The organism is Bartonella sp. PS7NMGDW, assembly GCF_042193585.1.
Lineage (GTDB): Bacteria > Pseudomonadota > Alphaproteobacteria > Rhizobiales > Rhizobiaceae > Bartonella > Bartonella grahamii.
This window is the reverse complement of the sequence record NZ_JBHILX010000005.1, coordinates 16,269-42,429: the sequence shown is the minus strand read 5'-3', so window position 1 is coordinate 42,429 and position 26,161 is coordinate 16,269. Positions and strand designations below refer to the sequence as shown.

The 26,161-nt window shown below is 36.3% G+C and carries 16 protein-coding genes; 4 read left to right on the top strand and 12 right to left on the bottom strand.

What is annotated here, in order from left to right; translation table 11 throughout:
• Positions 1-156 precede the first annotated feature (156 nt).
• Together sufB and ACFIKJ_RS03905 are read right to left on the bottom strand one after the other, a co-directional pair.
• On the bottom strand, positions 157-1,668 hold the full coding sequence (gene sufB, locus ACFIKJ_RS03910; RefSeq protein WP_375670274.1) for a Fe-S cluster assembly protein SufB: 1,512 nt from the start codon (positions 1,666-1,668) through the stop codon (positions 157-159).
• Positions 1,669-1,838: 170 nt separating this feature from the next.
• Complete coding sequence (locus ACFIKJ_RS03905; RefSeq protein ID WP_375670273.1) at positions 1,839-2,984, bottom strand: cysteine desulfurase family protein; 1,146 nt, start codon at positions 2,982-2,984, stop codon at positions 1,839-1,841.
• Positions 2,985-3,145: 161 nt separating this feature from the next.
• On the opposite strand from ACFIKJ_RS03905, the gene ACFIKJ_RS03900 reads away from it, so the two are divergent.
• From ACFIKJ_RS03900 to ACFIKJ_RS03890, 3 genes are all read left to right on the top strand, one after another.
• Entirely contained in the window at positions 3,146-3,826 is a 681-nt protein-coding gene (locus tag ACFIKJ_RS03900) for an alpha/beta hydrolase (RefSeq protein ID WP_375625875.1), read from the top strand.
• 314 nt (positions 3,827-4,140) lie between these two features.
• A complete protein-coding gene (gene tyrS, locus ACFIKJ_RS03895; protein WP_375627293.1) occupies positions 4,141-5,394 on the top strand; it encodes a tyrosine--tRNA ligase in 1,254 nt (417 codons plus the stop codon).
• A gap of 186 nt (positions 5,395-5,580) precedes the next feature.
• Complete coding sequence (locus ACFIKJ_RS03890; RefSeq protein ID WP_375625879.1) at positions 5,581-6,066, top strand: peroxiredoxin; 486 nt, start codon at positions 5,581-5,583, stop codon at positions 6,064-6,066.
• A gap of 335 nt (positions 6,067-6,401) precedes the next feature.
• Here the strand turns inward: ACFIKJ_RS03890 and prfB are convergent.
• From prfB to ACFIKJ_RS03875, 3 genes are all read right to left on the bottom strand, one after another.
• Positions 6,402-7,530, bottom strand: a protein-coding gene (gene prfB / locus ACFIKJ_RS03885; protein WP_375627294.1) for a peptide chain release factor 2 whose coding sequence is annotated in 2 segments (ribosomal slippage) — positions 6,402-7,460 and positions 7,462-7,530 — 1,128 coding nt in all. Because the reading frame shifts where the segments join, the coding sequence is not laid out codon by codon here.
• 167 nt (positions 7,531-7,697) lie between these two features.
• Entirely contained in the window at positions 7,698-10,163 is a 2,466-nt protein-coding gene (locus tag ACFIKJ_RS03880; protein ID WP_375627295.1) for a penicillin-binding protein 1A, read from the bottom strand.
• A gap of 168 nt (positions 10,164-10,331) precedes the next feature.
• A complete protein-coding gene (locus ACFIKJ_RS03875; RefSeq protein WP_375670272.1) occupies positions 10,332-11,561 on the bottom strand; it encodes an N-acetylmuramoyl-L-alanine amidase in 1,230 nt (409 codons plus the stop codon).
• Between the two features lie 588 nt (positions 11,562-12,149).
• Between ACFIKJ_RS03875 and ACFIKJ_RS03870 the strand changes: the two genes are divergently transcribed.
• Positions 12,150-14,771: an Rne/Rng family ribonuclease gene (locus ACFIKJ_RS03870; protein ID WP_375670271.1), complete on the top strand. Its 2,622-nt coding sequence runs from the start codon at positions 12,150-12,152 to the stop codon at positions 14,769-14,771.
• A gap of 89 nt (positions 14,772-14,860) precedes the next feature.
• Here ACFIKJ_RS03870 and ACFIKJ_RS03865 read toward each other — a convergent pair whose 3' ends face one another.
• The 7 genes from ACFIKJ_RS03865 to ACFIKJ_RS03835 form a co-directional block, all read right to left on the bottom strand.
• Positions 14,861-15,472: an invasion associated locus B family protein gene (locus tag ACFIKJ_RS03865; protein WP_375627298.1), complete on the bottom strand. Its 612-nt coding sequence runs from the start codon at positions 15,470-15,472 to the stop codon at positions 14,861-14,863.
• 1,660 nt (positions 15,473-17,132) lie between these two features.
• Positions 17,133-20,633 carry a transcription-repair coupling factor gene (mfd, locus tag ACFIKJ_RS03860; RefSeq protein WP_375670270.1) on the bottom strand — a complete coding sequence of 1,167 codons (3,501 nt, stop codon included), beginning with the start codon at positions 20,631-20,633 and terminating at the stop codon, positions 17,133-17,135.
• A 5-nt stretch (positions 20,634-20,638) separates the two neighbouring features.
• Positions 20,639-20,926 carry a succinate dehydrogenase assembly factor 2 gene (locus ACFIKJ_RS03855; RefSeq protein WP_375627300.1) on the bottom strand — a complete coding sequence of 96 codons (288 nt, stop codon included), beginning with the start codon at positions 20,924-20,926 and terminating at the stop codon, positions 20,639-20,641.
• 66 nt (positions 20,927-20,992) lie between these two features.
• The gene (locus ACFIKJ_RS03850) at positions 20,993-21,673 is read right to left on the bottom strand and encodes an ABC transporter ATP-binding protein (protein WP_375653707.1); all 681 of its coding nucleotides are present in this window, start codon (positions 21,671-21,673) and stop codon (positions 20,993-20,995) included.
• On the bottom strand, positions 21,673-22,941 hold the full coding sequence (locus tag ACFIKJ_RS03845) for a lipoprotein-releasing ABC transporter permease subunit (protein ID WP_375625897.1): 1,269 nt from the start codon (positions 22,939-22,941) through the stop codon (positions 21,673-21,675). Before ACFIKJ_RS03845 ends, ACFIKJ_RS03850 begins: the two co-directional genes overlap by 1 nt.
• 11 nt (positions 22,942-22,952) lie before the next feature.
• A complete protein-coding gene (gene proS / locus ACFIKJ_RS03840) occupies positions 22,953-24,278 on the bottom strand; it encodes a proline--tRNA ligase (protein WP_375670269.1) in 1,326 nt (441 codons plus the stop codon).
• A 202-nt stretch (positions 24,279-24,480) separates the two neighbouring features.
• Complete coding sequence (locus ACFIKJ_RS03835) at positions 24,481-26,157, bottom strand: ribonuclease J (RefSeq protein ID WP_375627303.1); 1,677 nt, start codon at positions 26,155-26,157, stop codon at positions 24,481-24,483.
• Between the last annotated feature and the right edge of the window lie 4 nt (positions 26,158-26,161).

Sequence of the window (26,161 nt, the reverse complement as noted above, 5' to 3'; positions counted from 1 at the left end):
TTTAATCCTGTTTTGGCTGTTTTTCAGATACCAATGCATATTATTTTGCCTTAGCATCCATCTACTTTTGTAATTACCATAGAGGTCATTTTTAGCATGATTTGCTACTGTTACAGCCTTTTTACATCAAGTCTTCTATTTATCTAATTCAATAAATTATCCAACACTACCTTCAAGGCTGATACCAATAAGCTTTTGTGCTTCGACAGCAAATTCCATGGGAAGTTTTTGAATGACCTCTTTTACAAAACCATTTACAATTAATGCGATAGCTTCTTCTTCGGGAATTCCTCTCTGCATAACATAAAAAAGTTGGTCATCAGAAATTTTTGATGTTGTGGCTTCATGTTCAAACTGAGCTGTTGCATTTTTTGCTTCAATATAAGGAACTGTATGCGCACCACAATCATTCCCGATTAACAAACTATCACATTGCGTAAAATTACGCGCATTTTGTGCTTTTCGATGTGCTGTAACTTGTCCTCGATAAGTGTTATTTGAAAAACCTGCGGAAATGCCTTTGGAAATAATACGACTGGATGTATTTTTTCCCAAATGAATCATTTTTGTACCGGAATCAATTTGTTGATGACCATTTGCAACAGCAATAGAATAAAATTCTCCACGCGCATTATCACCACGGAGTAAGCAGGATGGATATTTCCAAGTAATCGCAGAACCAGTCTCAACTTGTGTCCATGAAATTTTAGAGTTATCACCTCGACAATCTCCACGCTTCGTCACAAAATTATAAATACCGCCCTTTCCATCTTTATCGCCAGGATACCAGTTTTGTACTGTAGAATATTTAATCTCTGCATTTTTAAGGGCAATAAGCTCAACAACAGCAGCATGAAGTTGGTTTTCATCACGTTGGGGTGCTGTACATCCTTCAAGATAAGAAACATAGGAATCTTCAGCGGCGATAATCAATGTTCGTTCAAATTGGCCAGTGTTGCGTTCATTAATCCTAAAATAAGTTGAAAGCTCCATAGGACAACGAACCCCTTTGGGAATATAAACAAATGAACCATCTGTAAAGACAGCTGCATTTAAGGCTGCATAATAATTATCACTTATAGGTACAACTGTTCCTAAATATTCCTTAATAAGCTCAGAATGTTCAATAATCGCCTCTGAAATAGAACAAAAAATCACACCAGCACGTGCCAGCTCTTTTTTGAATGTTGTTACAACAGAAACAGAATCAAAGACTGCATCAACAGCCACCTGCCCCGATACAGACATACTGTCATCAAAAGTAGAGGGATCAGACTGTTTTCTTACTCCTGCCAAAATCTCTTGTTCTTTAAGGGGAATGCCAAGTTTTTCGTACATTGCTAATAACTCAGGATCCACTTCATCCAAAGATTTTGGTCCTGTATGATTTTTTGGAGCAGCATAATAATAAAGCTCCTGAAAATCAATTTTAGGATATTCAAGACGCGGCCAATGAGGCTCTTGCATTGTCAGCCAACGGCGGTAAGCTTTTAAGCGCCATGTTAGCATCCATTCAGGCTCATGTTTTTTAGCAGAAATAAATTTGATAATATCTTCATTTAAGCCTTTTGGAGCTTTATCTGTTTCAATATTGGTTTCAAAACCATATTTATATTGGTCAACATCTATTTCACGTACTTGGCGTATTGTTTCTTGTACTGCCGGCATAAATTTTCTCCATTTTTTGGCGTCAAAAACCGGTAACTAAAAGTCTTGTTTTTTCCAAGATTAAAGTAAGCAAGTTATTTCCTAGGCTATAGGTAAAGTGCAAAAATTTCAATCAAACTTATCTTATTTTTAAAATAATTCTAATTTTTATAACTTTCTGATGATAAATTTTACCCTTTTTTCTTGCTTATAATTTGAGAAAAAAACGATAGAAAATCATCAATATCCTCAGAAGTTGTGTCCCGCCCTAGCGAAATGCGAATGGCACCATTTGGAACATGATACCCCATTGCCTCCAACACTTTGCTCTGTTTTACTTTTCCCGAAGAACAAGCAGAGCCAGATGATATAGAAAACCCTTCTAAATCAAAAGCTATTTGCATCGTTTCAGCTTTTATATTTTTCACGGTAAAGTAAGTTGTATTTGGCAAACGTTGAACTCTTTTGCCAAAAAATTCAACATTTTTACTTATTTTTTGTAGTCCATCTTCTAATTTATTGCGTAAATATATTAACTGTTTTATTTCCTCCTGTGTGAAACAATCAGCCATTGCTGCCCCAAAAGCAGCAATAAGAGGCAATGCTTCTGTTCCTCCACGGAGACCTTTTTCTTGTCCTCCTCCAATAATAAGAGGGTGTGGCATAAGAAGATTGCCACATGAAACAAAAGCACCGATTCCTTTAGGACCGCCAATTTTATGTGCAGACAGTATAAAAAAATCTCCTCCTAACTGATTAATATCCACGAAATTCTTATCGACATATTGTGTCAAATCAACAATAAGAGTGCCTCCTAAATCCCGAACAATAGCGGCGATTTCTGTTAACGGTTGAATAACACCCGTTTCACTATTTGCAGCTTGAATAGCAACAAGAGGTAAACCTTTTGTTTTATCGTGAACCGTTAAGAGTGCTATTAATTTATCTTGTTGTATGAGCCCATCTTGATTAACAGCAATGACGCTTATCAATTCTTTAGAAAAACGCCCTCCCTCTGCCACAGAGGGATGTTCAGTTGCTCCAAGGTAAAGACGAGAAAATTGAACTTTTGCATTCCCCATATTGTAAAAGGGCGTTAGCAAAGTCATTGCTGCTTCACTCGCACCAGAGGTAAATACCACGTGATCTGGATCTGTTTTAAGATTTTCAGCGATTTGCCGACGAGCCTTTTGCAACAAGGTTTTAGCCGCACGCCCTTCCTTATGAACCGATGATGGATTACCAAATATCTCTAAAGATTCCAGTAACGCCATCCGTGCCACTTTTTTGAGCGGTGTTGTTGCGTTATGATCAAAATATCGGCGTTTTATAACCATTTTACATCGCAATCATTAATCTTATGAATTGATTAAAAAAATAGCGCAATTTTCTTGAAAAGTGCACTAAAAAAAGAATATCTAATGATTATTTAAGAGATTCTATGGTAAAAGTCGACCAAGGTCAATGAGAGCCTTTTATTGCATTTAAGGAGCATTTTATGCCAGAAATTATTTTTAACGGTCCCGCGGGTCGGCTCGAAGGGCGTTATCAACCTTCACAACAAAAAAATGCACCCATTGCGATCATTTTGCATCCTCATCCCCAATTTGGTGGAACTATGAATCATAAAATTGTCTATGACCTCTTTTATATGTTCCAACAACGTGGCTTTACAACTTTACGTTTTAACTTTCGTGGTATTGGTCGTAGTCAGGGTGAATTTGATTATGGAATAGGAGAACTTTCAGATGCTGCTGCTGCTCTCGATTGGGTGCAAACACAACATCCAGACTCTAAAAATTGTTGGGTAGCAGGATATTCATTTGGAGCATGGATTGGTATGCAGCTTTTAATGCGCCGACCGGAAATTGAGGGATTTATCTCTGTTGCCCCTCAGCCTAATGTTTATGACTTTTCATTTCTTGCACCTTGTCCCTCCTCTGGACTTATCATTCATGGCGGTATCGATAAAGTTGCCCCCCCAAAAGATGTTCAAATACTTGTCGATAAATTGAAAACACAAAAAGGAATCATCATCACACAAGAAATATTGGAAGAGGCTAATCACTTTTTCAGTGGATGTCATGAAGAACTTATTGAACGATGTGCCCACTATTTGGATAACCATATCACCAATGAATTTCTCGCTCCTCCTCCTGAAATACTTTCACTAACTTAGGAAAACACGATAGATTTATAAAAATCAGCAAAAGTCGTCTCCGATCATAAGAAAGTAATTTTTTTAGTCCGTACTTAAAACTTTTCTAAATTTTATTTCAGGATAGAAATGAGAATAACAAAATGCCTTTTTTCTCTCACTGAGAGGTCTCTCTTTTTAGCGTAAAAAGGAAATAATACCTGTATTGTTATCTTTATATTATCAATATGTCTCTTTTTCTTGTGATGTGTGCATCAGTTATGATAGATAACGCTCCGTTATATAATCACTTATTATATGAAATGAATGCACTCTTAAATTAGGAAATTGAATCTGTGTTTGCCTTTAAATCTGATTTTTTACACATTATGAGCGAACGTGGTTTTATCCACCAAATTTCAGATGAAAAAGGCTTAGATGATCTTTTTTCAAAAGAAACCGTAAGCGCTTATACTGGATTTGATCCAACAGCATCGAGTTTACATGCTGGAAGTCTTCTTCAGATTATGATGCTTTATTGGTTACAAAAAACTGGTCATCGCCCCATTGCTTTAATGGGCGGAGGAACCGGATTGATCGGTGATCCTTCCTTCAAAGATGAAGCGCGACGTCTTCTGACACAAGATGATATTGCTGCAAATATTGATGGTATTAAAAAGGTATTTGCTAACTATTTGACATTCGGTGACCGAGAAACTGATGCTTGTATTGTGAATAATGCTGAATGGTTATGCAATTTAAACTACTTAGAATTTTTGCGTGATGTAGGAAAACATTTTTCTGTCAACCGTATGTTATCATTTGATTCTGTCAGACTGAGACTTGAGCGTGAGCACTCTTTGTCATTCTTAGAGTTTAATTATATGATTCTGCAAGCTTATGACTTTGTTGAACTTTATAAACGTTATGGGTTGCGTATGCAAATGGGGGGCTCTGATCAATGGGGTAACATTATTAACGGAATCGAATTAGGGCATCGTTTAGGAACACCACAATTATATGCGTTAACATCACCATTACTGACAACCTCTTCCGGTGCCAAAATGGGTAAATCATTGAATGGAGCTGTATGGCTGAATGCGGATATGCTTTCACCTTATCAATTTTGGCAATATTGGCGCAATACAGAAGATGCTGATGTAATACGATTTCTAAAGCTCTATACCCCATTGCCAATGGATGAGATTCTTAAACTTTCTGTATTACAAGGGACAGAAATTAACGAAGCAAAAAAAATTCTTGCAACAGAAGTTACAGCAATGTTGCATGGACGTGCTCTCGCCAATGCTGCAGCAGAAACTGCTCGCAAAACGTTTGAAGAAAAAACTTTGGGAGAAAATCTTCCAACTGTTGAAATTAATGCCTCAGAATTAAAAAAAGGTGTTGGATTGCTCACCCTTTTAGTACAAGCAGGACTCGCTAAATCTAATAGTGAGGCACGCCGACACGTTCAAGGTGGAGGTGTCCGTGTAAATGATCAAATTATTGAGGATGAAACACATCTTATTATTGAAGGGGATGTCAGTGCAGAAGGAATCATTAAGCTTTCTTTCGGTAAGAAAAAACATGTTGTGATAAAACCAGTATAATCTTTTGTTGTTTTGTTTATGTTGTTCACGCCGATCTTGTTCTTTCAATCCAATCGTTGTGATAGAGCGAGTTTTGTTAAGAAAATAAAGGTCTCTTCAAAATAATAATATTCTAGAGAGTTGAATAGTTCTTTTCTTCTGTGTACTTTGATATCTTATACTTATTACACAAGAAAGATGAAAACAATGACAAGATCAATGAAAGGTGCTCTTGCTCCTGATTTTAATTTGCCTCGCGATGGAGGAGAGACAGTATGTCTTTCTGACTTTAAAGGAAAACCTGTTGTTTTATATTTTTATCCAAAAGATGACACCAGCGGTTGCACAAACGAAGCACTTGATTTCACAAAATTAAAGATGAAATTTGATGAAATCGGTGTTGCTGTTATTGGAATCTCTCCAGATAATGTAAAAAAACATGATAAATTTAAAGTAAAATATGAACTTGATGTCATCTTGGTTTCTGATGAAGAAAAAACAACCCTCGAAGCTTATGGTGTTTGGGTTGAGAAAAGCATGTATGGACGCAAATATATGGGCGTTGAACGGAGCACTTTTTTAATTGATGCAAATGGAATAATAGCAGAAGAATGGCGCAAAGTAAGCGTATCTGGGCATGCTGAAAATGTTTTAGCTACTGCAACACTTTTACATCATAACGGTAACTTATAAATTGAGTGTTTGATTTACCTTAAAAAGCAAAAGTCATCCCCCGAATTGATTTTAGTTTTTCAACGGATTCAATTTTTACAATATATTGATTTATAAGGATAATGAATTGTTTTATATTTATATTAGTCCTCCGAATATCGCAAATTTTTCTTATTTCAGCTTTCTATCACTTGCAATATCATAAGCAGGATTGGTGTGTGAGAAAAAATTGAAGAAAGGAACAAGAAAATCCCTCTTTGAACCTTTAAAGTATCAAGAATATCGTAATATCACAACATCAATAAAACAAACAACTTAAGAAAAAAATCTACATAGCTTGAAGGAAGGATATATAATTAACGAATATCCTCAATTTCTTTGTCTTGTCCATAAATGCGCCGTGCGAGTGCTGCCTCTATAAATGCATCTAAATTACCATTCAGTACGGATTGTGGATCCGTATTTTCAATCCCTGTACGCAAATCTTTGACAAGCTGATAGGGTTGAAGAACATAAGATCTAATTTGATGTCCCCATCCGATTTCTGTTTTAGAAGATTCAGCAGCATTGGTTTCTTCTTCTCTTTTTTTAAGCTCTTCTTCATAAAGCCGTGCACGCAACATCGACCAAGCCGTAGCGCGATTTTTATGTTGAGAACGCTCTGTTTGACATTGAACAACAATACCCGTTTTTATATGTGTGATGCGAACAGCGGAATCTGTCGTGTTAACATGTTGTCCTCCTGCTCCTGATGCACGATATGTATCAATACGCACATCTGCCTCTGAAACATCAACTTCAATATTGTCATCAATAACTGGATAAACCCAAATACTTGCAAAAGAGGTATGGCGCTTTGCATTCGAATCAAATGGAGAAATCCGAACCAAGCGATGAACGCCTGATTCTGTTTTTAACATTCCATAAGCATTATGCCCTTTTACAAGAATAGTTGCTGACTTTATTCCTGCTTCTTCTCCATCATGAATTTCTAAAATTTCAACCTTCATGTCATGCTGCTCAGCCCAGCGCATATACATACGTAAGAGCATAGAAGCCCAATCTTGGCTTTCTGTTCCCCCTGCTCCAGCATGAACTTCTAAATAGGTATCATTCGGATCCGCCTCTCCTGAAAGAAGTACATCAATTTGCCTTTTATCTATCTCATTTTTAAGATTACGTATTGAATTTTCTGCGTCAGCGATAATTTCAACATCACTTTCTTCTTCGCCCATCGCGATAAGCTCAATGCATTCTTCAAGTGTTTTTGTAAATGATAAAAGACCATTGATTGAATCATCAAGACGTTGACGCTCACGCATCATATCCTGTGCTTGTTGTGCATCATCCCATAATGACGGATCTTCCGCTTTTTGATTAAGATATTCGAGACGCTTTAGTGATTGATCCCAGTCAAAGATGCCCCCTTAGCAATTGAATTGCTTTCTGGATTTCATCAACTAATGTTTCTATTTCTGCTCGCATAATTTAACACCGTATTTTTTAACACTCTTTCTGGTTATGTCTCTAGAATTTTATACAAATCTGATAGCTGCTGTGAGGAAATAGCACGGACTTATCATTCTATTTACAGGACCGACACTGTAAAAAAATAAAAACTATAGACTCATGGCGAAAGGAGATTTTGTTGATTAATACAGCCCACCTGTCCCACTTTCAAGGGCTTTATTGACTTGTGGAGAAGTAGTTACTGCAGGAACACCTTCTTGAAAAGAATTTGTACTCCCAATAACTTGATATATATCAGCAGGACCAGTCCCTGGTTTAAATGCTTCTATAATAACATCTTGATCTCCTCTTTCGGCAAGCATTCCTGTTTTCCGATTAATTGGCATTAAAATCATGCCCTTTGGCATCTTAAAGGGAACATCTGGCTTTCCTTTAAGAGCATCTGCCATAAAATCACCAAAAATAGGTGCAGCTAATGAACTTCCTGTTCCATTATATCCTAACGGAGCTGGTTGATCATAACCGACAAAAATACCAACGACAATGTCAGGAGTAAATCCCATAAACCAGACATCCTTAGAGTCATTGGTTGTTCCTGTTTTAGCCGCAATATGTCGATTAAGATAACGTAAACGTGCTGCAGTACCACGCTGAACAACCCCTTCCATCATCGAGGTAATTTGATAAGCCGTCATAGGGTCAAGAACTTGATCTCTTTCATCAATCAATGTGGGTTCACGTTGATTATTCCATGAAGGCGTATTACAATTTTCACAAATACGATCATCATGACGATAAATTGTCTTTCCATAACGATCTTGAATTCTGTCTATCAGAGAAGGCTTAATAGAGCGTCCCCCATTGGCAATAACTGAATAAGCTGTAACCATTCGTAATACTGTTGTTTCACCAGCCCCTAAAGCCATGGGAAGATAAGGCTGCAATTTGTCCACTATGCCAAAGCGTTCTGCATATTCAGCGACAAGAGGCATTCCCATATCATTGGCAAGCCGTATTGTCATAAGATTACGAGAACGCTCAATACCATAACGCAACGTTGAAGGTCCTGCAAAGGTACCACCATAATTTTTGGGTTGCCAAACTTCACCATTATATTGACGAACTTCAATGGGGCCATCTAAAACAACAGATGCTGGTGTATACCCGTTATCAAGGGCTGCTGCATAAACAAAAGGCTTAAAAGCAGACCCCGGTTGGCGATAAGCTTGGGTTGCACGATTGAATTCAGATGCAGCAAAAGAAAATCCTCCCACCATAGCAAGAACGCGCCCTGTATGAGGTTCCATAGCAACAATCGCACCTTCAACCTTTGGAATTTGTTGTAAACGATAAGTGTTGTTTGCATTGGATAGTTTTTCAACAAAAATCACATCTCCAACTTGCAGAACATGAGATAAGTTCTGAACAGTTTTTCGATAACCGTTTTCTTTTACAACATGGAGGGCCCATTTTGAATCAGATTCAGATAAAACAGCAATTTCCCGTTTTTTTGATAATATACCCGAAGCTTCACGCTGTGGCTGTAAACCAATCTCTACTTTATTGGGATTAGTAGAAAGAACAACAGCTAAACGCCATTCAGGAACATCACTGAGCCCCGTGATATTTGCAAGTTCTATCCCCCAATCACCTTTTTCATCGATATGCGCATAAGCTCCACGCCATCCTTGCAAATGATCAAATTTAATTAATCCAGCGTGCAAAGCACGTCGCGCAATAAGTTGTAAATGCGGATCAAGCGTTGTACGAATGGAAAGCCCACCTTCATAAAGTGTCTTAGCCCCATAGCGATGTATTAAACGACGTCGCACTTCTTCAGTAAAATAATCAGCCGCAAAAACATAGCTATCACTCCCACGTATTGTCGCTCCTAAAGGTTTAGCTTTCGCTTTTTCACCTTGTTCACGCGTTACATATCCATTTGCAATCATCCGATCTATAACCCAATTGCGCCGATCAATAGCACGTTGTGTATTCTTAAATGGATCATAATTTGCTGGCCCTTTTGGAAGAGCAGCCAAATAAGCACATTGTTCTAGCGTCAGATCATTGACGGATTTATTGAAATAGGTCAAAGAAGCAGCTGCTATACCATAAGTACCACGACCCAGATAAATTTCATTGAGATAAAGTTCGAGAATATGATCCTTTGAATAAGTTTTCTCAATACGCATTGCTAAAATAGCTTCCTTAAATTTACGCTCTAACGTTGTTTCTGAACTTAAAAGAAAGTTTTTAGCGACTTGTTGCGTTATAGTTGATGCACCCTCTGGACGTCTTCCAGAACCAATATTACGAATATTATTGATCAAAGCTCGAGAAAGTCCTTCGGGATCTAAACCAAAATGATGATAAAAGTTTTTGTCTTCAGCCGAAATAAAAGCATTTATAACAAGCTTTGGTATTGATTGAATCGGTAAATAGAGGCGATGTTTTGTTGCAAACTCTGCCATAAGACGGCCATCAGAAGCATGAACGCGGGTCATTACCGGCGGTTCATAAAGTGAAAGAACTTCATAATCAGGGAGTGCATTTGCTTGACCACTGGTCACAACACCCCACGTTATTGCTCCACAAAGTCCAATAGCAACAAAAAAACGAAGAAGATATCTTAAAAAAATCATCATAAAAACGGCTATCGCTTTCTTAAGAATTAATCAAAGAAAAAATACGTTACTTCAAACACACCAAGCGGATATCACCACAAGATTGAGATCAAGAGAAATTGTTTTCTATCTTTTATTTATACTAGGGTATACTAGAACCCCATATTGATACTCTATTTTCTCACAAATTTAAAGAGGCTGTATCATTTTCTGCCTATAATGAGCAAATTGACGAATAGAATGAGCAATAGAGGCTGCCATTTGTTTTCTCCAATGAGGATCATTTAATAACTTTTCGTCCTCTTTATTGGATAAATAACCTATCTCTATCAAGACGGAGGGTATATCTGAAGCTCTTAAAACTTGAAAATTAGCATACCGATGTGGATTATTAATCAAGTTAATATGATTCTTTGATAAACTTGAAATAACACTATTTGCAAAATTAACCGAAAATGTATGTGTTTCACGTCGTGTAAGATCCATCAATATATCTGTAACTTCAAGCGTTTCATCTGCAGGTAAACCATCCAGCAAATCAACTTTATTTTCATTTTCAGCTAAAGATTTTGCAATGGCATCAGAGGCTTTGTCTGATATGGTGTACACTGTGGCACCGCGAAGAGAATGTAGATCAATCGTATCTGCGTGAATAGATATAAAAAGATCAGCATCGAACTCTTGCGCTTTTTTAACTCTTTCACTTAGTCTTAAAAAAATATTGGAATCTCGTGTTAAAGCAACAGTAATATGAGAATCCTTTTGTAATTCGTCTCGCAATGCACGCGCAAAGTCTAAAGTCACATCTTTTTCTAAAATTCCAGTAACACCCCGTGCACCGCCATCAATACCACCATGACCAGGATCAAGAACAACACGGAAATTATATGCTGGCATTAACTGCGTTTTTGTATCAAAATTGGTTTTTTGCTGTTTTTTTAATATTTCATCAAATTTTTCTAGTGTAGTTTTACGAATATCAATCAGCAACTGCCATAAACCATTATTTAATTTTTTTACGACACTTTTTTCAATTACAAAGGCCGTTTTACTTGTCAAAATAATGCGTGAAGTCTGCATGTCAGAAAAAGCATAACGCACATCTGAAAGCATAACGGATAATGTATTCTGTTTCTTTAAAGGCGTATTTTGCATCGAAAAGTCAATTGTAGGTAAATTGATCACCAACCGTGCTGGCCTGTCCAAAATCTGTAAACGAACATTTGGTTTTGAATTGAAAACCGCAATAATACGCGTATGAACACTATCACCAATGGTTCGAAAATTAATAAGTTTCAGAGGATCTGCGGCTTGAACACTGGTTTGGAATAGCAAAAATAATAATAAAAGGTATGTGACAAGCACAATAACATTCCCATAAGCTATTTTCAGCTTTTTGGTAAAGAAAACTCTTATCATAAGCAAAATACTCTACATTACATTTGAATAACTTATCTTGGTTATATAAAAACGATACACCAATTTATTCTCTATTTTTCAATAAAAGCTAAATAAACACCCAAAAACGAAATTAAGGTCATTAAAGACATTATCATTATACATGATTTACATTGTTACTTGCCAAACGCATGATATCAACATAAAAGAATATTTATGCTTCCTAGCTGATAATAGTCATCTAAATTATCTGTAACTCATATTAAGTTGTCTTTAGAGGTTTTTTGCCTATTATGCATTGAGACTTTGTTTATGGATGAAAAAATTCTATGTTATAACATTAGGATTGCATTACTTAAGATTCGTTGGTTCGGATATCCGAACTGTTTTAAAGATTATTTTACCGGAGACTTTTAAGAAATATGAGTCATAAAAAACAGATGGAGATAATGATGAGAAATGGTGTAAATGCAGTCATGCCTTTGCACGTGGTGTTCCGTCCTGTTTTTCTGGTATCTCCCTTTTATGGCAGACAGCCTTTTATATTTACGAATAGTTATAGCGTTCGTTTGAATAAAATTGTGCATGTCGCCTTCAGGATATTAGCTTATGTCAAACAAAATGCTTATAGATGCCTCCCATCCGGAGGAAACACGTGTTGTTGTTGTTCACGGCAACAAAATTGAAGAACTTGATTTTGAATCAGAACATAGAAAACAGCTCAAGGGGAATATTTATCTCGCACGTATTACGCGTGTAGAACCGTCTCTCCAAGCAGCTTTTGTTGAATATGGTGGAAACCGACATGGTTTTTTAACATTTTCTGAAATTCATCCTGATTATTATCAAATTCCTATTGCTGATCGCCTTGCTCTTCTTGAAGAAGAGGAAAACGCAGCTGTAGGAGAAAATTCTGTAGATTCCTTTACGGAAGAAGCAACTAAAAATAAAAAACGCTCCAGAAGAACAAAAAAAAATGGAAAAAACAATGTCATAGCAGCCGATATTGAAAATGATATCACATCTGAATCAACAATAATTGATAATACAGAAGAAGCATTAAATACCGATATCTCTTATGATGAGATCGAAATGGTTGGTGCTGAGGACATCCGTGAAGAGCTCCCAATTTATCAAAGAAAACAAGGGCGCCAGTATAAAATTCAAGAAGTCATTAAACGACGTCAAATTTTGTTGGTACAAGTCATCAAAGAAGAGCGTGGTAATAAAGGTGCTGCCCTTACAACATATCTGTCTTTAGCAGGTCGTTATTCTGTTCTAATGCCCAACACAGCACGTGGTGGTGGTATTTCACGAAAAATTACGAACGTACAAGACCGTAAGCGTCTTAAAGAAATCGTAAAAGAATTAGCCGTTCCAAAAGGTATGGGCGTTATCTTACGAACAGCTGGTGCCAATAGAACAAAAGCTGAAATTAAACGTGATTATGAATATCTTATGCGGTTATGGGATACTATTCGCACTTTGACACTCGAGTCAACGGCGCCATGCCTTGTCCATGAAGAAAGTAATCTCATCAAGCGTTCTATACGAGATCTTTACAATAAGAACATTAGTGAAATTCTTGTCTCTGGAGAGCAAGGATATCGTGAAGCGAAAGACTTTATGCGTATGCTCATGCCAAGTCATGCAAAAGTTGTGCAACCTTACCGTGATCCTACACCCATTTTTGCAAGAAATAATATTGAAATTCAACTTGATAAAATGTTGCAACCACAGGTTTCTTTAAAATCTGGTGGTTATCTTGTTATTAATCAAACAGAAGCACTCGTTGCTATTGACGTGAATTCTGGCCGCTCTACGAAAGAATTCTCTGTCGAAAAGACAGCTTTACAAACTAACCTTGAAGCTGCTGAAGAAGTAGCGCGTCAATTACGCTTGCGTGACCTTGCTGGTTTAATTGTGATTGATTTTATTGATATGCTTGAAGAACGCAATGTAAAGCTGATCGAAAAAAAATTAAAAGATTGTTTAAAAAATGATCGTGCTCGTATTCAAGTAGGTCATATTTCACACTTCGGCCTTTTAGAAATGAGTCGTCAACGTATTCGCATATCGGTTTTAGAAAGTACAACACAGCCCTGCCCGCATTGCGCAGGAACAGGAAATATACGTTCTGAATCATCAATTGCATTACATGTCATGCGCTCAATTGAAGAATATCTTCTTCATAATTCGCAATATAATATTATCGTACGCACACCTGTAGCAACAGCGCTTTATGTATTAAATCATAAACGCAACATTCTTGTTAATTTAGAAACTCGCTTTAAGCTTAATATTAGTATTGAAGCAGATGATAGTATTGGAACGCAACATCTTGTTATTTCTAAAGGCTCAATAGCAGAGAGAATTTCTCGATCTTCATTGGAAGATGTTAATAAGCAAGAAATTGGAGATTCTGTTTTCATAGAAAGTGAATCTATTGAAAATCCTTCTCCCATTGAAACAAACCAAAAGCGTCGGCGCAAAAATCGTCACGATGAAATTACTGATCATTCTCTTTCCAACGTTCATAAAAAAGAAGATACCTTGAGTGATGATTCTTATCGTCGAGGACGTCGTCGAGGACGTCGTGGTGGTCGACGCAATCAAGATAATAATTTTCATCAGATTCGTATTCCTTACGCAGAACCAGTGGGAGATTTTGCTAAGCAGGCTTTAGCAGAAATTAAAGCAGCACACCGCAAACATCGTGTTTCACCTGCTAAATCTTTTGAACTTGAAGAAACAAAAAATAATACGCAAGCTCTAGATATACAACAACAGGGTGAATCTAAAAAAATTGATACAAGTATTAAACCTAAAAAACGTTCTTCAAAAGTAGTAGAAAATCAACTTTCTTTAGAGAATGATCAAAATGTCGTAGAACAAAAATCTCTTGAAGAAAAACCTAAAACTAGTTCAGTACGTAAAGCTAAAACAAAAAAAGCAGACAAATCTATTCATAAAGTAGAAGATAAAACTCTTGAAAATAGTAAAAAGTCAACACGTGGAACACGTAAAAAATCATCTTCTAAAGAGACAACGCAAATACAAAAAATATTAGAGAAAGAAACTATAATCGAGATGGAGGAAGTTGTCCAAACTTCTCCTTCCAAAATTGAAGAAACAATTAATCAACCCGTTGTTGTTTCATCAACGCCTAACAATTCTTCCAAAACTGAACGTATTGGTTGGTGGAAACGTAGAATTCTTTCGAAAAATTAAAGATTTAAAAAAAACCGCCACAGAAAACTGTGGCGGTTTAAATAAAAAATTATAGAAAACGTTTCAACCAATTCTATGGTGTGGGTTTATCAATTTTGCTTTGCTTTTTCTTGCTCAGCCCGCATACGATCTTCAATTTCTTTTTGCTTTGATTGAATGGCTTGCTGCATCTTTATTTGTTCTTGTTGGAAATCTTTTTCCTCCATACCAGGACCGGTATAGGCTGCTGTAAACCCATTAAGAGAAAATTCAATAGGATTAGCTGAACCACGGAAATTAACTGTGGTTACAACCATTTTTGTACCACTTTTCATAGCTGCTATAAGCTTATCATCTAAGACATCATTGGCAATACAACTTGGTCCATTACAAATAATATAAGGAATTTTTTTAGAGAAGTCGTCACCAATTTTAATGTGAACACCTTCTGGCAAAAAACGACCTGTAGGTACTTGAATACCTATACGTTTTTCATTTTGCTTCCCTTTTATTTCAACAAGATTAAAAGCCGTCAAAGGTTGTCCCGTATTCGATAATACAGTATTCATTGTATTACAAATATCAACATCATGCTGCTTACTGCAAACTTTGTACCAACCTTGTGATAAAGTTTGCGCATTTGCAGAAATACCAGCTATAAGAAAAAGGGCAGCGGCTCCAACTAATACTGAAACAGCAGAATAAACATTTTTATGCGACATGATTAAGTTAATCCTTTCAACGCGCTCTTAAGTAACTTCAAAAAAATATTAAATATAATTCCAACTTAAATTTATTAAATTATAATGAAATAACACTTAATTTTACTATTTTTACTTCAATATAAAAAAAAAAATCAAATTTAGAGAAAAAATACGACGAGCTATTCTAATTTTTATACACCCATATAATTCCCCTCTTTATCATATTGGTGTTTGATGCAATCTATCCATAAAACACCTCTGTGCATTTAAGCTAAGATTACACAAACGAATCAATATTGCAATATTAATTAGAATAAACTCCTATACTACTCTAAAAATCTTACTAATTAAACTTTTTACATTTGTTACTCTTCATGTTAAGTTCGTGGAGCCTTAGCAACAGCTGTTGTAATGCATGAAGCTCCGAAATATCAGATAAATTTTACTTTTTTCCTTATGTGATTCGTATGATACGAAAAAATAAAATCATTTACTGTATTATTGAAACATTTCATAAATTAAAACCACTGATTGTCTAAAATTTCTGCATAATTGTAAGAGAACTTTTTCCTAATGGACAATTTTCTGCCCTTGTTTACAAAACAATGGCGATACATTTTTGTAATAAAAGTTTTATATTTTACAGCTCCTAACCAAAAAGTTTAATTTAAAAATACGCTACTAAAGAAGTGCTTTTTTCTTAATTAAAAAACATATTTTCTTAGAGAGAAAATTTATAACTGTTGAAAATATTTTATTTATAATAAACTTCCTTAAAATATAACAACATATTAATTTATAATAATAATTTATCTTTTACATCATCAAATGTTTGTTTTTCATAGCTATTAAGAGCCTTCTGTTAGCAATTCTTTTATATTGCTAGAAACTGGGGCTTATCGAATTAATTGCGTCTTTTACTCAATAAAAATCTTTATCTTTCCAATCAAAATCTTTGCGTAAAATAGCACCTATATCACTCTGCAATATATCCACTAAAACTTTGCAACTAATAATAAATATGAGGATAATTTTCCATTTATTAAATAATTCAGCTTTTCTTCGTATTCTCCTACTTCGTACTCTCTCGCTATATCTACCCTAGAGATAAATTTTTATTTTTTCAAATAGATCCTGTAATTTCGAACCAAGATTATAATATTTATTCTTCAGATTTTTCAGTTCTTTTAAAAACTTATTTCGTTTCTGCAAACGCTTATAGTATTCTGCTTTAGAAAATTTTTTCCCAAAATATCTAAATGATAAATACTTATCTTCAATAAATTATATGCTATCTTTAGTATTCTTTCTTTTGTTTTTTAATGTTGGTATTGTTCCTTAGAAGATAAATCAGCGTGAGCGTTTTTATGCCATACATTACAGGGAGTAAAAACTATCGTTAGTAACTTTTGTAATGAAGAAAGCATGTTATCTTGGCTTAAGTTTTTGCTTTTTAGAGAAGATACTTATATGCACGTTCTATTTATTGCGGTTACACCGTCTAAGCTATTTTCTTCATTATATCAATATGTCTTATGATGAAGAACGCAAAATGAATATGTAAGAAGTTCTTTTATTATAAACTTAAATTTTATTCTTATAAAAAATTAATAACTATTTGTTTTTATATAATAATTTTATAAAAACGAGTAACAATTCTGAAACAACAAAGAAGTTTTTAACCAGAATGTTGTTCTGCCATTTCGACAAGCTGTGTCATAATATTCGCTGCTCCAACAAGCCTTTCATCCGCTGTGGACCAATCACGAATAAGAGCGATACTTTGATCTGGTCGAATTTTTGCCATCGAACCTTGTTTTCCAACCCACTGAACAAGAGCAACACTATTTGCAAAATAATTATTGCGAAACTGTATAACAATCCCCTTTGGTCCAGTATCCAATTTTTCTACATGCGCTTTTCGACACAATGTTTTGATATAAAAGACTTTAAGAAGGTGTTGAACTTCAAGCGGTAAAGGACCAAAGCGATCAATTAACTCCGCTGCAAATTCATCAATTTGTTCTAAATCATCAAGTTCTGTTAAACGACGATAAAGCCCCATACGTAATGGCAAGTCAGGCACGAAACTTTCTGGTATCATCACTGTTGTACCAAGTGAAATTTGAGGAGACCATTGCTTATCTTCATTTAGCTCTCCATCTTTTAATTCAGCAACAGCTTCTTCAAGCATTTTTTGATAGAGTTCAAATCCAACTTCTTTAATATGCCCCGATTGCTCTTCACCTAAAAAATTGCCTGAACCACGGATATCCATGTCATGGCTTGCCAATTGAAAACCAGCCCCCAAGGTGTCAAGAGATTGTAAAACTTTAAGACGACGATCAGCAGCAGCTGTTAAAACTTTACCAGCAGGAAATGTAAAGAGTGCATAAGCACGTTGTTTTGAGCGCCCTACCCTCCCTCGTAACTGATAGAGTGCAGAAAGACCAAACATCTCAGCGCGATGCACAATTAGGGTATTGGCTGTTGGAATATCAAGACCAGATTCAATAATGGTTGTCGATAGCAAAACATCATATTGCCCATCATAAAATGCATTCATGATATCATCAAGTTGTCCAGCCGGCATTTGTCCATGAGCCACAACGAATTTCAGTTCTGGCACATGTGTTTTGAGATATTCTTCTACAAAAGTCAGATCAGAAATACGAGGACAAATATAGAAACTTTGTCCGCCACGATAATATTCTCGAAGCAGGGTCTCTCGTATAACAAGTGCATCAAAGGGTGAAATAAAAGTACGAACGGCCATTCTATCAATGGGGGGCGTTGTTATCAATGAAAGTTCACGTACACCGGATAATGCTAACCCTAAAGTGCGTGGTATGGGAGTTGCTGAAAGTGTGAGAACATGAATATCACTTTTAAGCTCTTTTAAACGCTCTTTGTGTTTGACACCAAAATGCTGCTCCTCATCAATGATGAGAAGGCCTAATCGTAAAAAATTAACTGCACCACTTAACAATGCATGGGTTCCAATGACAATATCGATTGTACCATCTGAAACACCTTTTTTTACTTGTGCAAGTTCTTTTGCTTTTACAAGCCTTGAAGCATGTCCAATTTTAACCGGTAATCCTTGAAACCGCGAAATAAATGTCTTGTAATGTTGACGTGAAAGCAAAGTTGTCGGTACAACAACAGCAACCTGATATCCATTTAATGCTGCGACAAAAGCACTTCGAATGGCTACTTCGGTTTTTCCAAAACCAACATCACCGCATATCAAGCGATCCATAGGCTTTCCTGAGGCTAAATCGTCTAAAACAGCATCAATTGCATTCATTTGATCTTCCGTTTCTTCATAGGGAAAGCAAGCAACAAACTCATCAAATGGTCCAACTGGTGGAAGTAAAGCAGGCGCAGCACGAGTTATACGTTCTGCAGCTATACGAATTAATTGCCCTGCCATTTCCAATAAATGTTTTTTAAGCCGAGCTTTACGTGCTTGCCAAGCAACACCCCCTAATTTATCTAAAGTTACCTCTGTTCCTTCTGAGCCATAACGTGAGAGAAGCTCAATATTTTCAACAGGTAAAAAGAGTAAATCACCTCCAGCATATCTAATTTCAAGGCAATCTCGTAAAATTCCAGTGGTTTTGATGGTTTTAAGACCAACAAATTGGCCAATACCGTGGTCGATATGCACAATAATATCACCAGAATTTAAAGCAGAAATTTCAGAAATAAAATTTGTATTATTTTTACGCCGCTTTGGCGATCTTATAAAACGATCGCCAAGGATATCTTGCTCTGCTATAACAGCCAAATCTTCAGCCTCAAAACCATGTTCTATCATGATAACAGCTGCTAATATGCGATCTCGTGGTGTTGCTTTGACAGTTTGCAAGGATTTTGCAACATCTATTTTTTTCAATCCATGCTCATCGAGAACTTGTAACAAACGATTGAGAGATCCTTCACTCCAACACGCTAAAAGCACTTTTTTACCAGCAGTGCGTAAAGATGCGATATGATCAATAACACTTGAAAAAACATTTTTTTCCTGCGCATTACGCTCTTTTACAAAATCATATCCCTGTTTAACATTGGTGTGAATAACAGTTTTTTCCGAACTTTGTGGAATATTAAAAGGCGAAAAATCAATACGCTGTGAAGATTGTTGCACACTTTCCAAAACACGCTCTGGCGTTAAATAAAAAAGACTAGGATCTATTGGATGATAAGAAGTAGAATTTTTTTCATCATTTTCGCGCTCTTTGCGCGCGTTATAATAGTCCTCAATAAGACGATAGCGTTCAATGAAGGCTTCTTCTATGAGATGCTCAAAAACTATCGGTAAGTTGCCACAATGGTCAAAAAAACTATCAAGGTTTTCATAAAAAAATGGAAGCCAATGTTCCATACCGGCAAAACGCCGACCTTGAGCAATTGCTTCATAAAGCATGTTATTTTTTTGTGATACACCAAATGTACGGGTATAATTGCTCTTAAAACGGCTTATGCGTTCTGGTGTGAGAACAACCTCACTCATTGCCTGTAATAAAAGTTCAGTTTTTTGGCCTGTTGTCCTTTGACTTTCTGGATCAAATATGCGGATACTTTCTAGGGTATCTCCAAAAAAATCAAGACGTAAAGGTTCAACATCCATGGGAGAAAAGATATCAAGTATTCCTCCTCTTACAGCAAACTCACCAACATCACGGACAACCGTAACGCGTTCAAAACCATTGGTTTCTAAAAACTGAATAAGATTTCCCATGTTATTGCGCTGGCCAACACGTGCGTGAATAAGCTGAGCTTCTATCATTTCACGAGGAGGTAACTTTTGCATAATCGCATTTGCTGTTGTTAATATAATTGCAGGATGCGGATCTTTACGTAAATTTGCTATGTGTGCCAATGCTGATAATCGACGTGCCATAACAGAAATTCCTGGTGACACACGATCATAAGGCAAACAATCCCATGCAGGAAATTGAAGTATGGGTAAATTGGGCTCAATAAAATTTAAAACTTGTTGTAAATGAACAATTTTTGTTCCGTCGCGGACAACATAGATGAGCGGTTTACCTTGTGCAATTTCTGAACTTAATTTCGCAAGCGCAAAGGCTTCAAATCCATCAGGAACTCCATCAAAAATCATACGAACAGAATTATTTTTTGGAATAACAATTTTTTTAAATATAGGCATCGGGATTAATAACTTAAGCAAGTACGATAATTGGCAATATCACGAAAAAGTGGACTATCAACTTCAGAGGGTGGCGAAACTTCTCCAGTAATCCATGTGAGTAAATCACGATCATCAAAAGACATAATATATTCAAGTTCAGAGAGCGTTTTATCATTCATTTCAGTAATATGAGTATCGACATAATGTCCAAAAATGAGATCCATTTCACGAATACCGCGATGCCATGCACGAAAAATCAATCGACGACGACGCACATCTAATTGATTTTTGTCAACGACAAAAACTGTCATAAAAAATCTCCTTGAATAAAGTAATATAAACTATTCAATTAGTCGTATAAAATTTGTACCTTGCTTTTAAGGAAGTTCTATAATCTTTTGTTCTTTAAGTGTAATTCGACGATGCATTTGCTTAGCCAAAGCGTAATTATGTGTTGCAATAAGAGCAGAAAGACCCGACTGGCGAACAAGGATAGATAAAGCTTGAAAAACATAAGCTGAAGTTACGGGATCAAGATTTCCTGTAGGTTCATCAGCCAAAAGAACCGAAGGGCCATTTGCTACTGCACGTGCAATAGCAACACGTTGTTGTTCTCCTCCCGATAACTCTAAGGGACGATGGTTAGCACGATGAGAAACACGCAGATACGTCAATAATTTGCGCGCACGATCTTCTGCTATGGATTTTTTTAATCCTGCTATCATTTGCGGTATCATAACATTTTCTAACGCCGTAAACTCTGGAAGTAAATGATGAAATTGATAAACAAAACCAATATCATTTCGTCTTATAGCTGTTCGCTCACTATCAGAGCGCTTTGCACAAGAAATACCCCGTAACATCACATCACCAGCTGTTGGTTTTTCTAATAATCCAGCAATATGAAGAAGTGTTGATTTTCCAGCACCAGATGGTGCAACAAGTGCAACAAGCTCTCCACGATTAAGAATAAAATTCGCTTTATCTAAAACAATAAGCGGCTTATGACTCTCGAAAAAGTGTCTTTCAATCTCTACAAGCTCTAAAATAGCTGTCATTATTCATACCTCAAAGCTTGTACGGGATCTAGCTTAGCAGCACGCCATGCCGGAATGAGAGCAGCAAGAAACGACAAAAATAAAGCCATCATAGCAACCAAGATGGTCTGTTTCCACTCAATTTGTGCAGGCAATTTTGTTAAAAAATAAAGTTGAGGATTAAAAACGTCGACATTAAATAACCAAGATATAAAGTCTTGGATATGATTAATATTAGCGGTCGCGATAACACCTAAAACTAAACCCAATATAGTTCCAATAAAACCAATCATCATTCCTGTAATGATAAATATACGCAAAATCGCACTCTGCTGAGCCCCCATCGTGCGTAAAATCGCAATATCATGACTTTTATCTTTTACAAGCATAATCAGCCCTGAAATAATATTTAAAGCAGCAACAAGAACGATCAGAGAAAGAATGAAAAACATAACATTTCGTTCAATCTGTAAGGCTGAAAAAAAAGCCTGATTGCGTGTACGCCAATCAATTAAATAGACCTGTTGATCAACTGTTTTTTCTACAATAGGTTTTATTTGATCAACAGCATCAGGATCATTTAGAAATAATTCTAAAGACTGAACCTTATCTCCCAAATTAAAAAATATTTGTGCTTCATGGAGAGGCATAAAGATAAATATTGAATCATATTCAGACATACCAACTTCAAAAATAGCAACGACTTTATAAGCTTTCACACGTGGGGTAACGCCAAAAGGAGTCTCATCACCATCTGGAGTAATAATACGAATATCTCTTCCAACTGTCAGTCCCAATTTTTCTGCTAAGCCACTTCCAATTGCAACACCTTCTTCTTCATCAAACCGAGAAATCGATCCTAATTTAATGTTTTGAGAGACTGTTTTAAGCTTTTCTAGATCTTGTTTGCGCATACCACGAACTAATGCGCCAGAGCCACCTTGAACTTCACCTTGAACAAGCGCTTGACCTTCAATAACAGGCAAAGCAAACTTCACACCATTTGTAGATTCTAAAGAAGAAATAAGAGTCTTATAATCAGAAAAACCAGAATCAACAGTTTGAACAATAAGATGCCCATTCATACCAAGAATACGATTGAGAAGTTCTGTACGAAAGCCATTCATCACCGCCATAACAACAACCAGAGCAAATACGCCCAACATAATCCCAATAAGAGAAATAATTGAAATAACAGATGCAACGACATGTTTTTTATTGGGAATCATATAACGAAAAGCGATCATCCACTCATAAGATGAAAACCATTTGTCTTTCAGCCTCTTCATAACATTTCCTATTAATTTATAGAAAGTTGGCTGAGTACATCTTCAACCTTTAGAGATTTTTTTACACCTGTTTTTCGATCTTTAATTTCAACTTCATTTTGTGCAATGCTGTTAGGACCAACAATGATTTGCGTTGGCAAACCAATCAAATCCATTGTTGCAAATTTTGATCCAGGACGTTCATTTCCATCATCTAATAATGGATCAAAACCAGCCTCCTTTAATCCCTGATAGAGAAACTCACATGTCTTTGTGCATTTTTCATCATCGGATTTCATATTGATAATTCCAAAATCAAACGGTGCCATCGACTTTGGCCAAATAATACCATTTTCATCATGAGAAGCCTCTATAGCGGCCGCAACAAGACGCGAAGGTCCAATACCATAAGATCCCATAGAGACTACATGCTCTTTTCCATCTTGTCCCATAACTTTTGCTCCCATTGGAGCAGAATATTTCGTGCCAAAGTGGAAAATATGCCCGACTTCAATACCACGCGCTGAAAGACGATTATGATCAGAAATTTTAGCCCACTCCTCTTCATTATGCATTTCTTCCGTCGCTGCATAAAAAGATGTCCATTGTTTAACAATATCATCCAAAACAGCTTTATCACTAAAATCGATTGAACTATCAGGAACAGTAAGTTCAAGAAATTGTTTATCACAGAAGATAGCGCTCTCTCCCGTTTCAGCCAAAATGATAAATTCATGACTGAGTTCCCCCCCTATTGGACCTGTATCTGCACGCATAGGAATTGCTTTTAAACCAAGACGAGAAAAAGTGCGTAAATAAGCAACAAACATACGATTATAAGATGTTTTAGAACCTTCATAATCAAGATCAAAAGAATAAGCATCTTTCATTAAAAATTCTCGTGCCCGCATCACACCAAAACGTGGGCGAATTTCATCACGAAATTTCCATTGAATATGATATAAATTAAGTGGAAGATCTTTATAAGAACGAACATATGAGCGAAAAATATCTGTTACCATCTCTTCATTGGTTGGACCATAAAGTAAATCACGCTTTTGGCGATCTTTAATGCGAAGCATTTCCAAACCATAATCATCATAACGACCGCTTTCACGCCAAAGATCAGCAGATTGAATTGTAGGCATCAATATTTCTATTGCACCCGCACGTTCTTGCTCTTCACGAATAATTTTACAAACTTTATCAAGCACTTTTTTTCCTAAGGGAAGCCAAGAATAAATTCCTGATGTTTGTTGGCGAATCATACCGGCACGCAACATGAGCCGATGAGAAACAATCTCTGCTTCCTTAGGATTCTCTTTTAAAAGTGGAAGGAAATATTGAGTAAGACGCATTAAATAACTAACTCCTAATCACACCTATCATATCGGAACAATTTATCACACCCTCTATTCATCTATAGCCGCATTCTGAATACTTGCAAATATAACGATCTTACTATTTAAAAATTTACCAGGCTTTATTCTTTATTTTTCTTATTTAGCAATAAAATAAAAATGCTCTTCTCTTTTTAAATAACGTAATATGAAAGCTCTTTTATTTTGACCGATGTAAAAAAACTGTACAGATAGGTTTTTTTTGCCAAATTTCATGAACAGCCGCCCTCACAGCACGTCGTGTTGCCTCTCGAATAAGTTCATTATTTTTCTGTTTCATGCGTGGGATATTATAAACTGTATTTTCTATAATATCTAAAAGAATATCTTTTAAACTTTCTCCCTTTCCATTACTTTCAGGTAACCCGAATGTTGTTAGACCTATATCCCCTAATAATTCATGCTTACTATTTATATGGAGAGAAATAGTAACATGACCAGCATAACTTAGTTTGCGACGTTCACGAATCCCTAGTTCATTTTCATCTCCAATTAGGCAACCATCCTTATAGATGCGGCCAACAGGAACTTGATCAACAACTTCTACAGGCTCCGGTGCAAAACGTAACATATGTCCATTTCTGATATCTGTAACAATTTTAATACCCGCTTGACGCGCTAAAGTTGCCTGAGCCTTAAGATGCATTGCTTCCCCATGTACAGGAACAAGTATCTGTGGCTTTACCCAATCATACATCTGTAAAAGTTCTGAACGACGGGGATGACCGGAAACATGAACAAGTGCATCTTCATTCGTGATAATTTCAATACCCAAATCAATGAAACGATTTTGTACCTCAATAATCGCTTTTTCGTTTCCTGGAATACTTCGTGATGAATAAATAACGGTATCACCAGCAGAAAGTGTAATATTTCTCATTCCATCACGTGACAGTTTAGCCAAAGCAGCACATGGCTCACCTTGGCTCCCTGTGACAATTAAAACAAGATCTTTTCGCGAAATGTAACCATAATCATCTTCCGTTACAAATGGTGCTAAACCATTCATATAACCAAGCTCTTGTGCAACCATAATACTTCGCTTAAGGGAACGCCCAATGACAAGCACCTTACGTCCAGCAGCTTCAGCTGCAAGAGCAATAGAACGTATCCGACCAATATTAGAAGAAAAAGTTGCTATTGCAACGCGCCCTTCAGCTTTGGAAATAATCTCAGAAAGACTTGCTTGAACCTGCTGCTCTGATGGAGATATACCATCCCGACACGCATTTGTAGAATCACAAAGTAATGCTAAAACACCTTTTTTTCCTAACGCACGAAATCTTTTTTCATCCGTCACAGCCCCAAGTGAAGGAGTATGATCAATTTTCCAATCACCAGTATGAATCACAGTCCCCAAAGAGGTTGTAATTGCTAAAGATACAGATTCTGGTATTGAATGGTTAACAGCTATAGCCTCTACAGTAAAGGAACCTACCTGAAAACAATCACCAGCTTGAAAAATATTGAGTAAATTTTTTTGAGATTCAAAATCTAATTGTTTTTTAGTTTCCAATAATCCTGCTGTAAAAGGCGTACAGTAAATTGGAACTTGTAGCTTTGGCCATAAATCAAGAACGGCCCCATAATGATCTTCATGTGCATGTGTTAAAACAAGACCCCGTATATTATGTTTTTCACTTTCTAGAAAACGAATATCAGGAAAAACAAGGTCGACTCCTGGTAATTCAGAACCAGCAAAACTAATTCCCATATCAACCAGCAGCCATTCACGAAGATGTTGGGGACCAAATCCGTAAGCAGCTAAATTCATCCCTATTTCACCTACCCCCCCCAGAGGTAAAAAAACAAACTCATTCTTATTAGCTGCAACCATAAAC

What these genes read in the sequence shown, in the direction of transcription:
- ACFIKJ_RS03870 (WP_375670271.1), top strand. Translation starts at nt 12,150, where the DNA reads ATGTCAAACAAAATGCTTATAGATGCCTCCCATCCGGAGGAAACACGT.
- proS (WP_375670269.1), bottom strand. Translation starts at nt 24,278, where the DNA reads ATGCGTCTTACTCAATATTTCCTTCCACTTTTAAAAGAGAATCCTAAG.
- ACFIKJ_RS03905 (WP_375670273.1), bottom strand. Translation starts at nt 2,984, where the DNA reads ATGGTTATAAAACGCCGATATTTTGATCATAACGCAACAACACCGCTC.
- ACFIKJ_RS03880 (WP_375627295.1), bottom strand. Translation starts at nt 10,163, where the DNA reads ATGATGATTTTTTTAAGATATCTTCTTCGTTTTTTTGTTGCTATTGGA.
- sufB (WP_375670274.1), bottom strand. Translation starts at nt 1,668, where the DNA reads ATGCCGGCAGTACAAGAAACAATACGCCAAGTACGTGAAATAGATGTT.
- ACFIKJ_RS03845 (WP_375625897.1), bottom strand. Translation starts at nt 22,941, where the DNA reads ATGAAGAGGCTGAAAGACAAATGGTTTTCATCTTATGAGTGGATGATC.
- ACFIKJ_RS03850 (WP_375653707.1), bottom strand. Translation starts at nt 21,673, where the DNA reads ATGACAGCTATTTTAGAGCTTGTAGAGATTGAAAGACACTTTTTCGAG.
- mfd (WP_375670270.1), bottom strand. Translation starts at nt 20,633, where the DNA reads ATGCCTATATTTAAAAAAATTGTTATTCCAAAAAATAATTCTGTTCGT.
- ACFIKJ_RS03865 (WP_375627298.1), bottom strand. Translation starts at nt 15,472, where the DNA reads ATGTCGCATAAAAATGTTTATTCTGCTGTTTCAGTATTAGTTGGAGCC.
- ACFIKJ_RS03900 (WP_375625875.1), top strand. Translation starts at nt 3,146, where the DNA reads ATGCCAGAAATTATTTTTAACGGTCCCGCGGGTCGGCTCGAAGGGCGT.
- ACFIKJ_RS03835 (WP_375627303.1), bottom strand. Translation starts at nt 26,157, where the DNA reads ATGGTTGCAGCTAATAAGAATGAGTTTGTTTTTTTACCTCTGGGGGGG.
- ACFIKJ_RS03875 (WP_375670272.1), bottom strand. Translation starts at nt 11,561, where the DNA reads ATGATAAGAGTTTTCTTTACCAAAAAGCTGAAAATAGCTTATGGGAAT.
- ACFIKJ_RS03855 (WP_375627300.1), bottom strand. Translation starts at nt 20,926, where the DNA reads ATGACAGTTTTTGTCGTTGACAAAAATCAATTAGATGTGCGTCGTCGT.
- ACFIKJ_RS03890 (WP_375625879.1), top strand. Translation starts at nt 5,581, where the DNA reads ATGACAAGATCAATGAAAGGTGCTCTTGCTCCTGATTTTAATTTGCCT.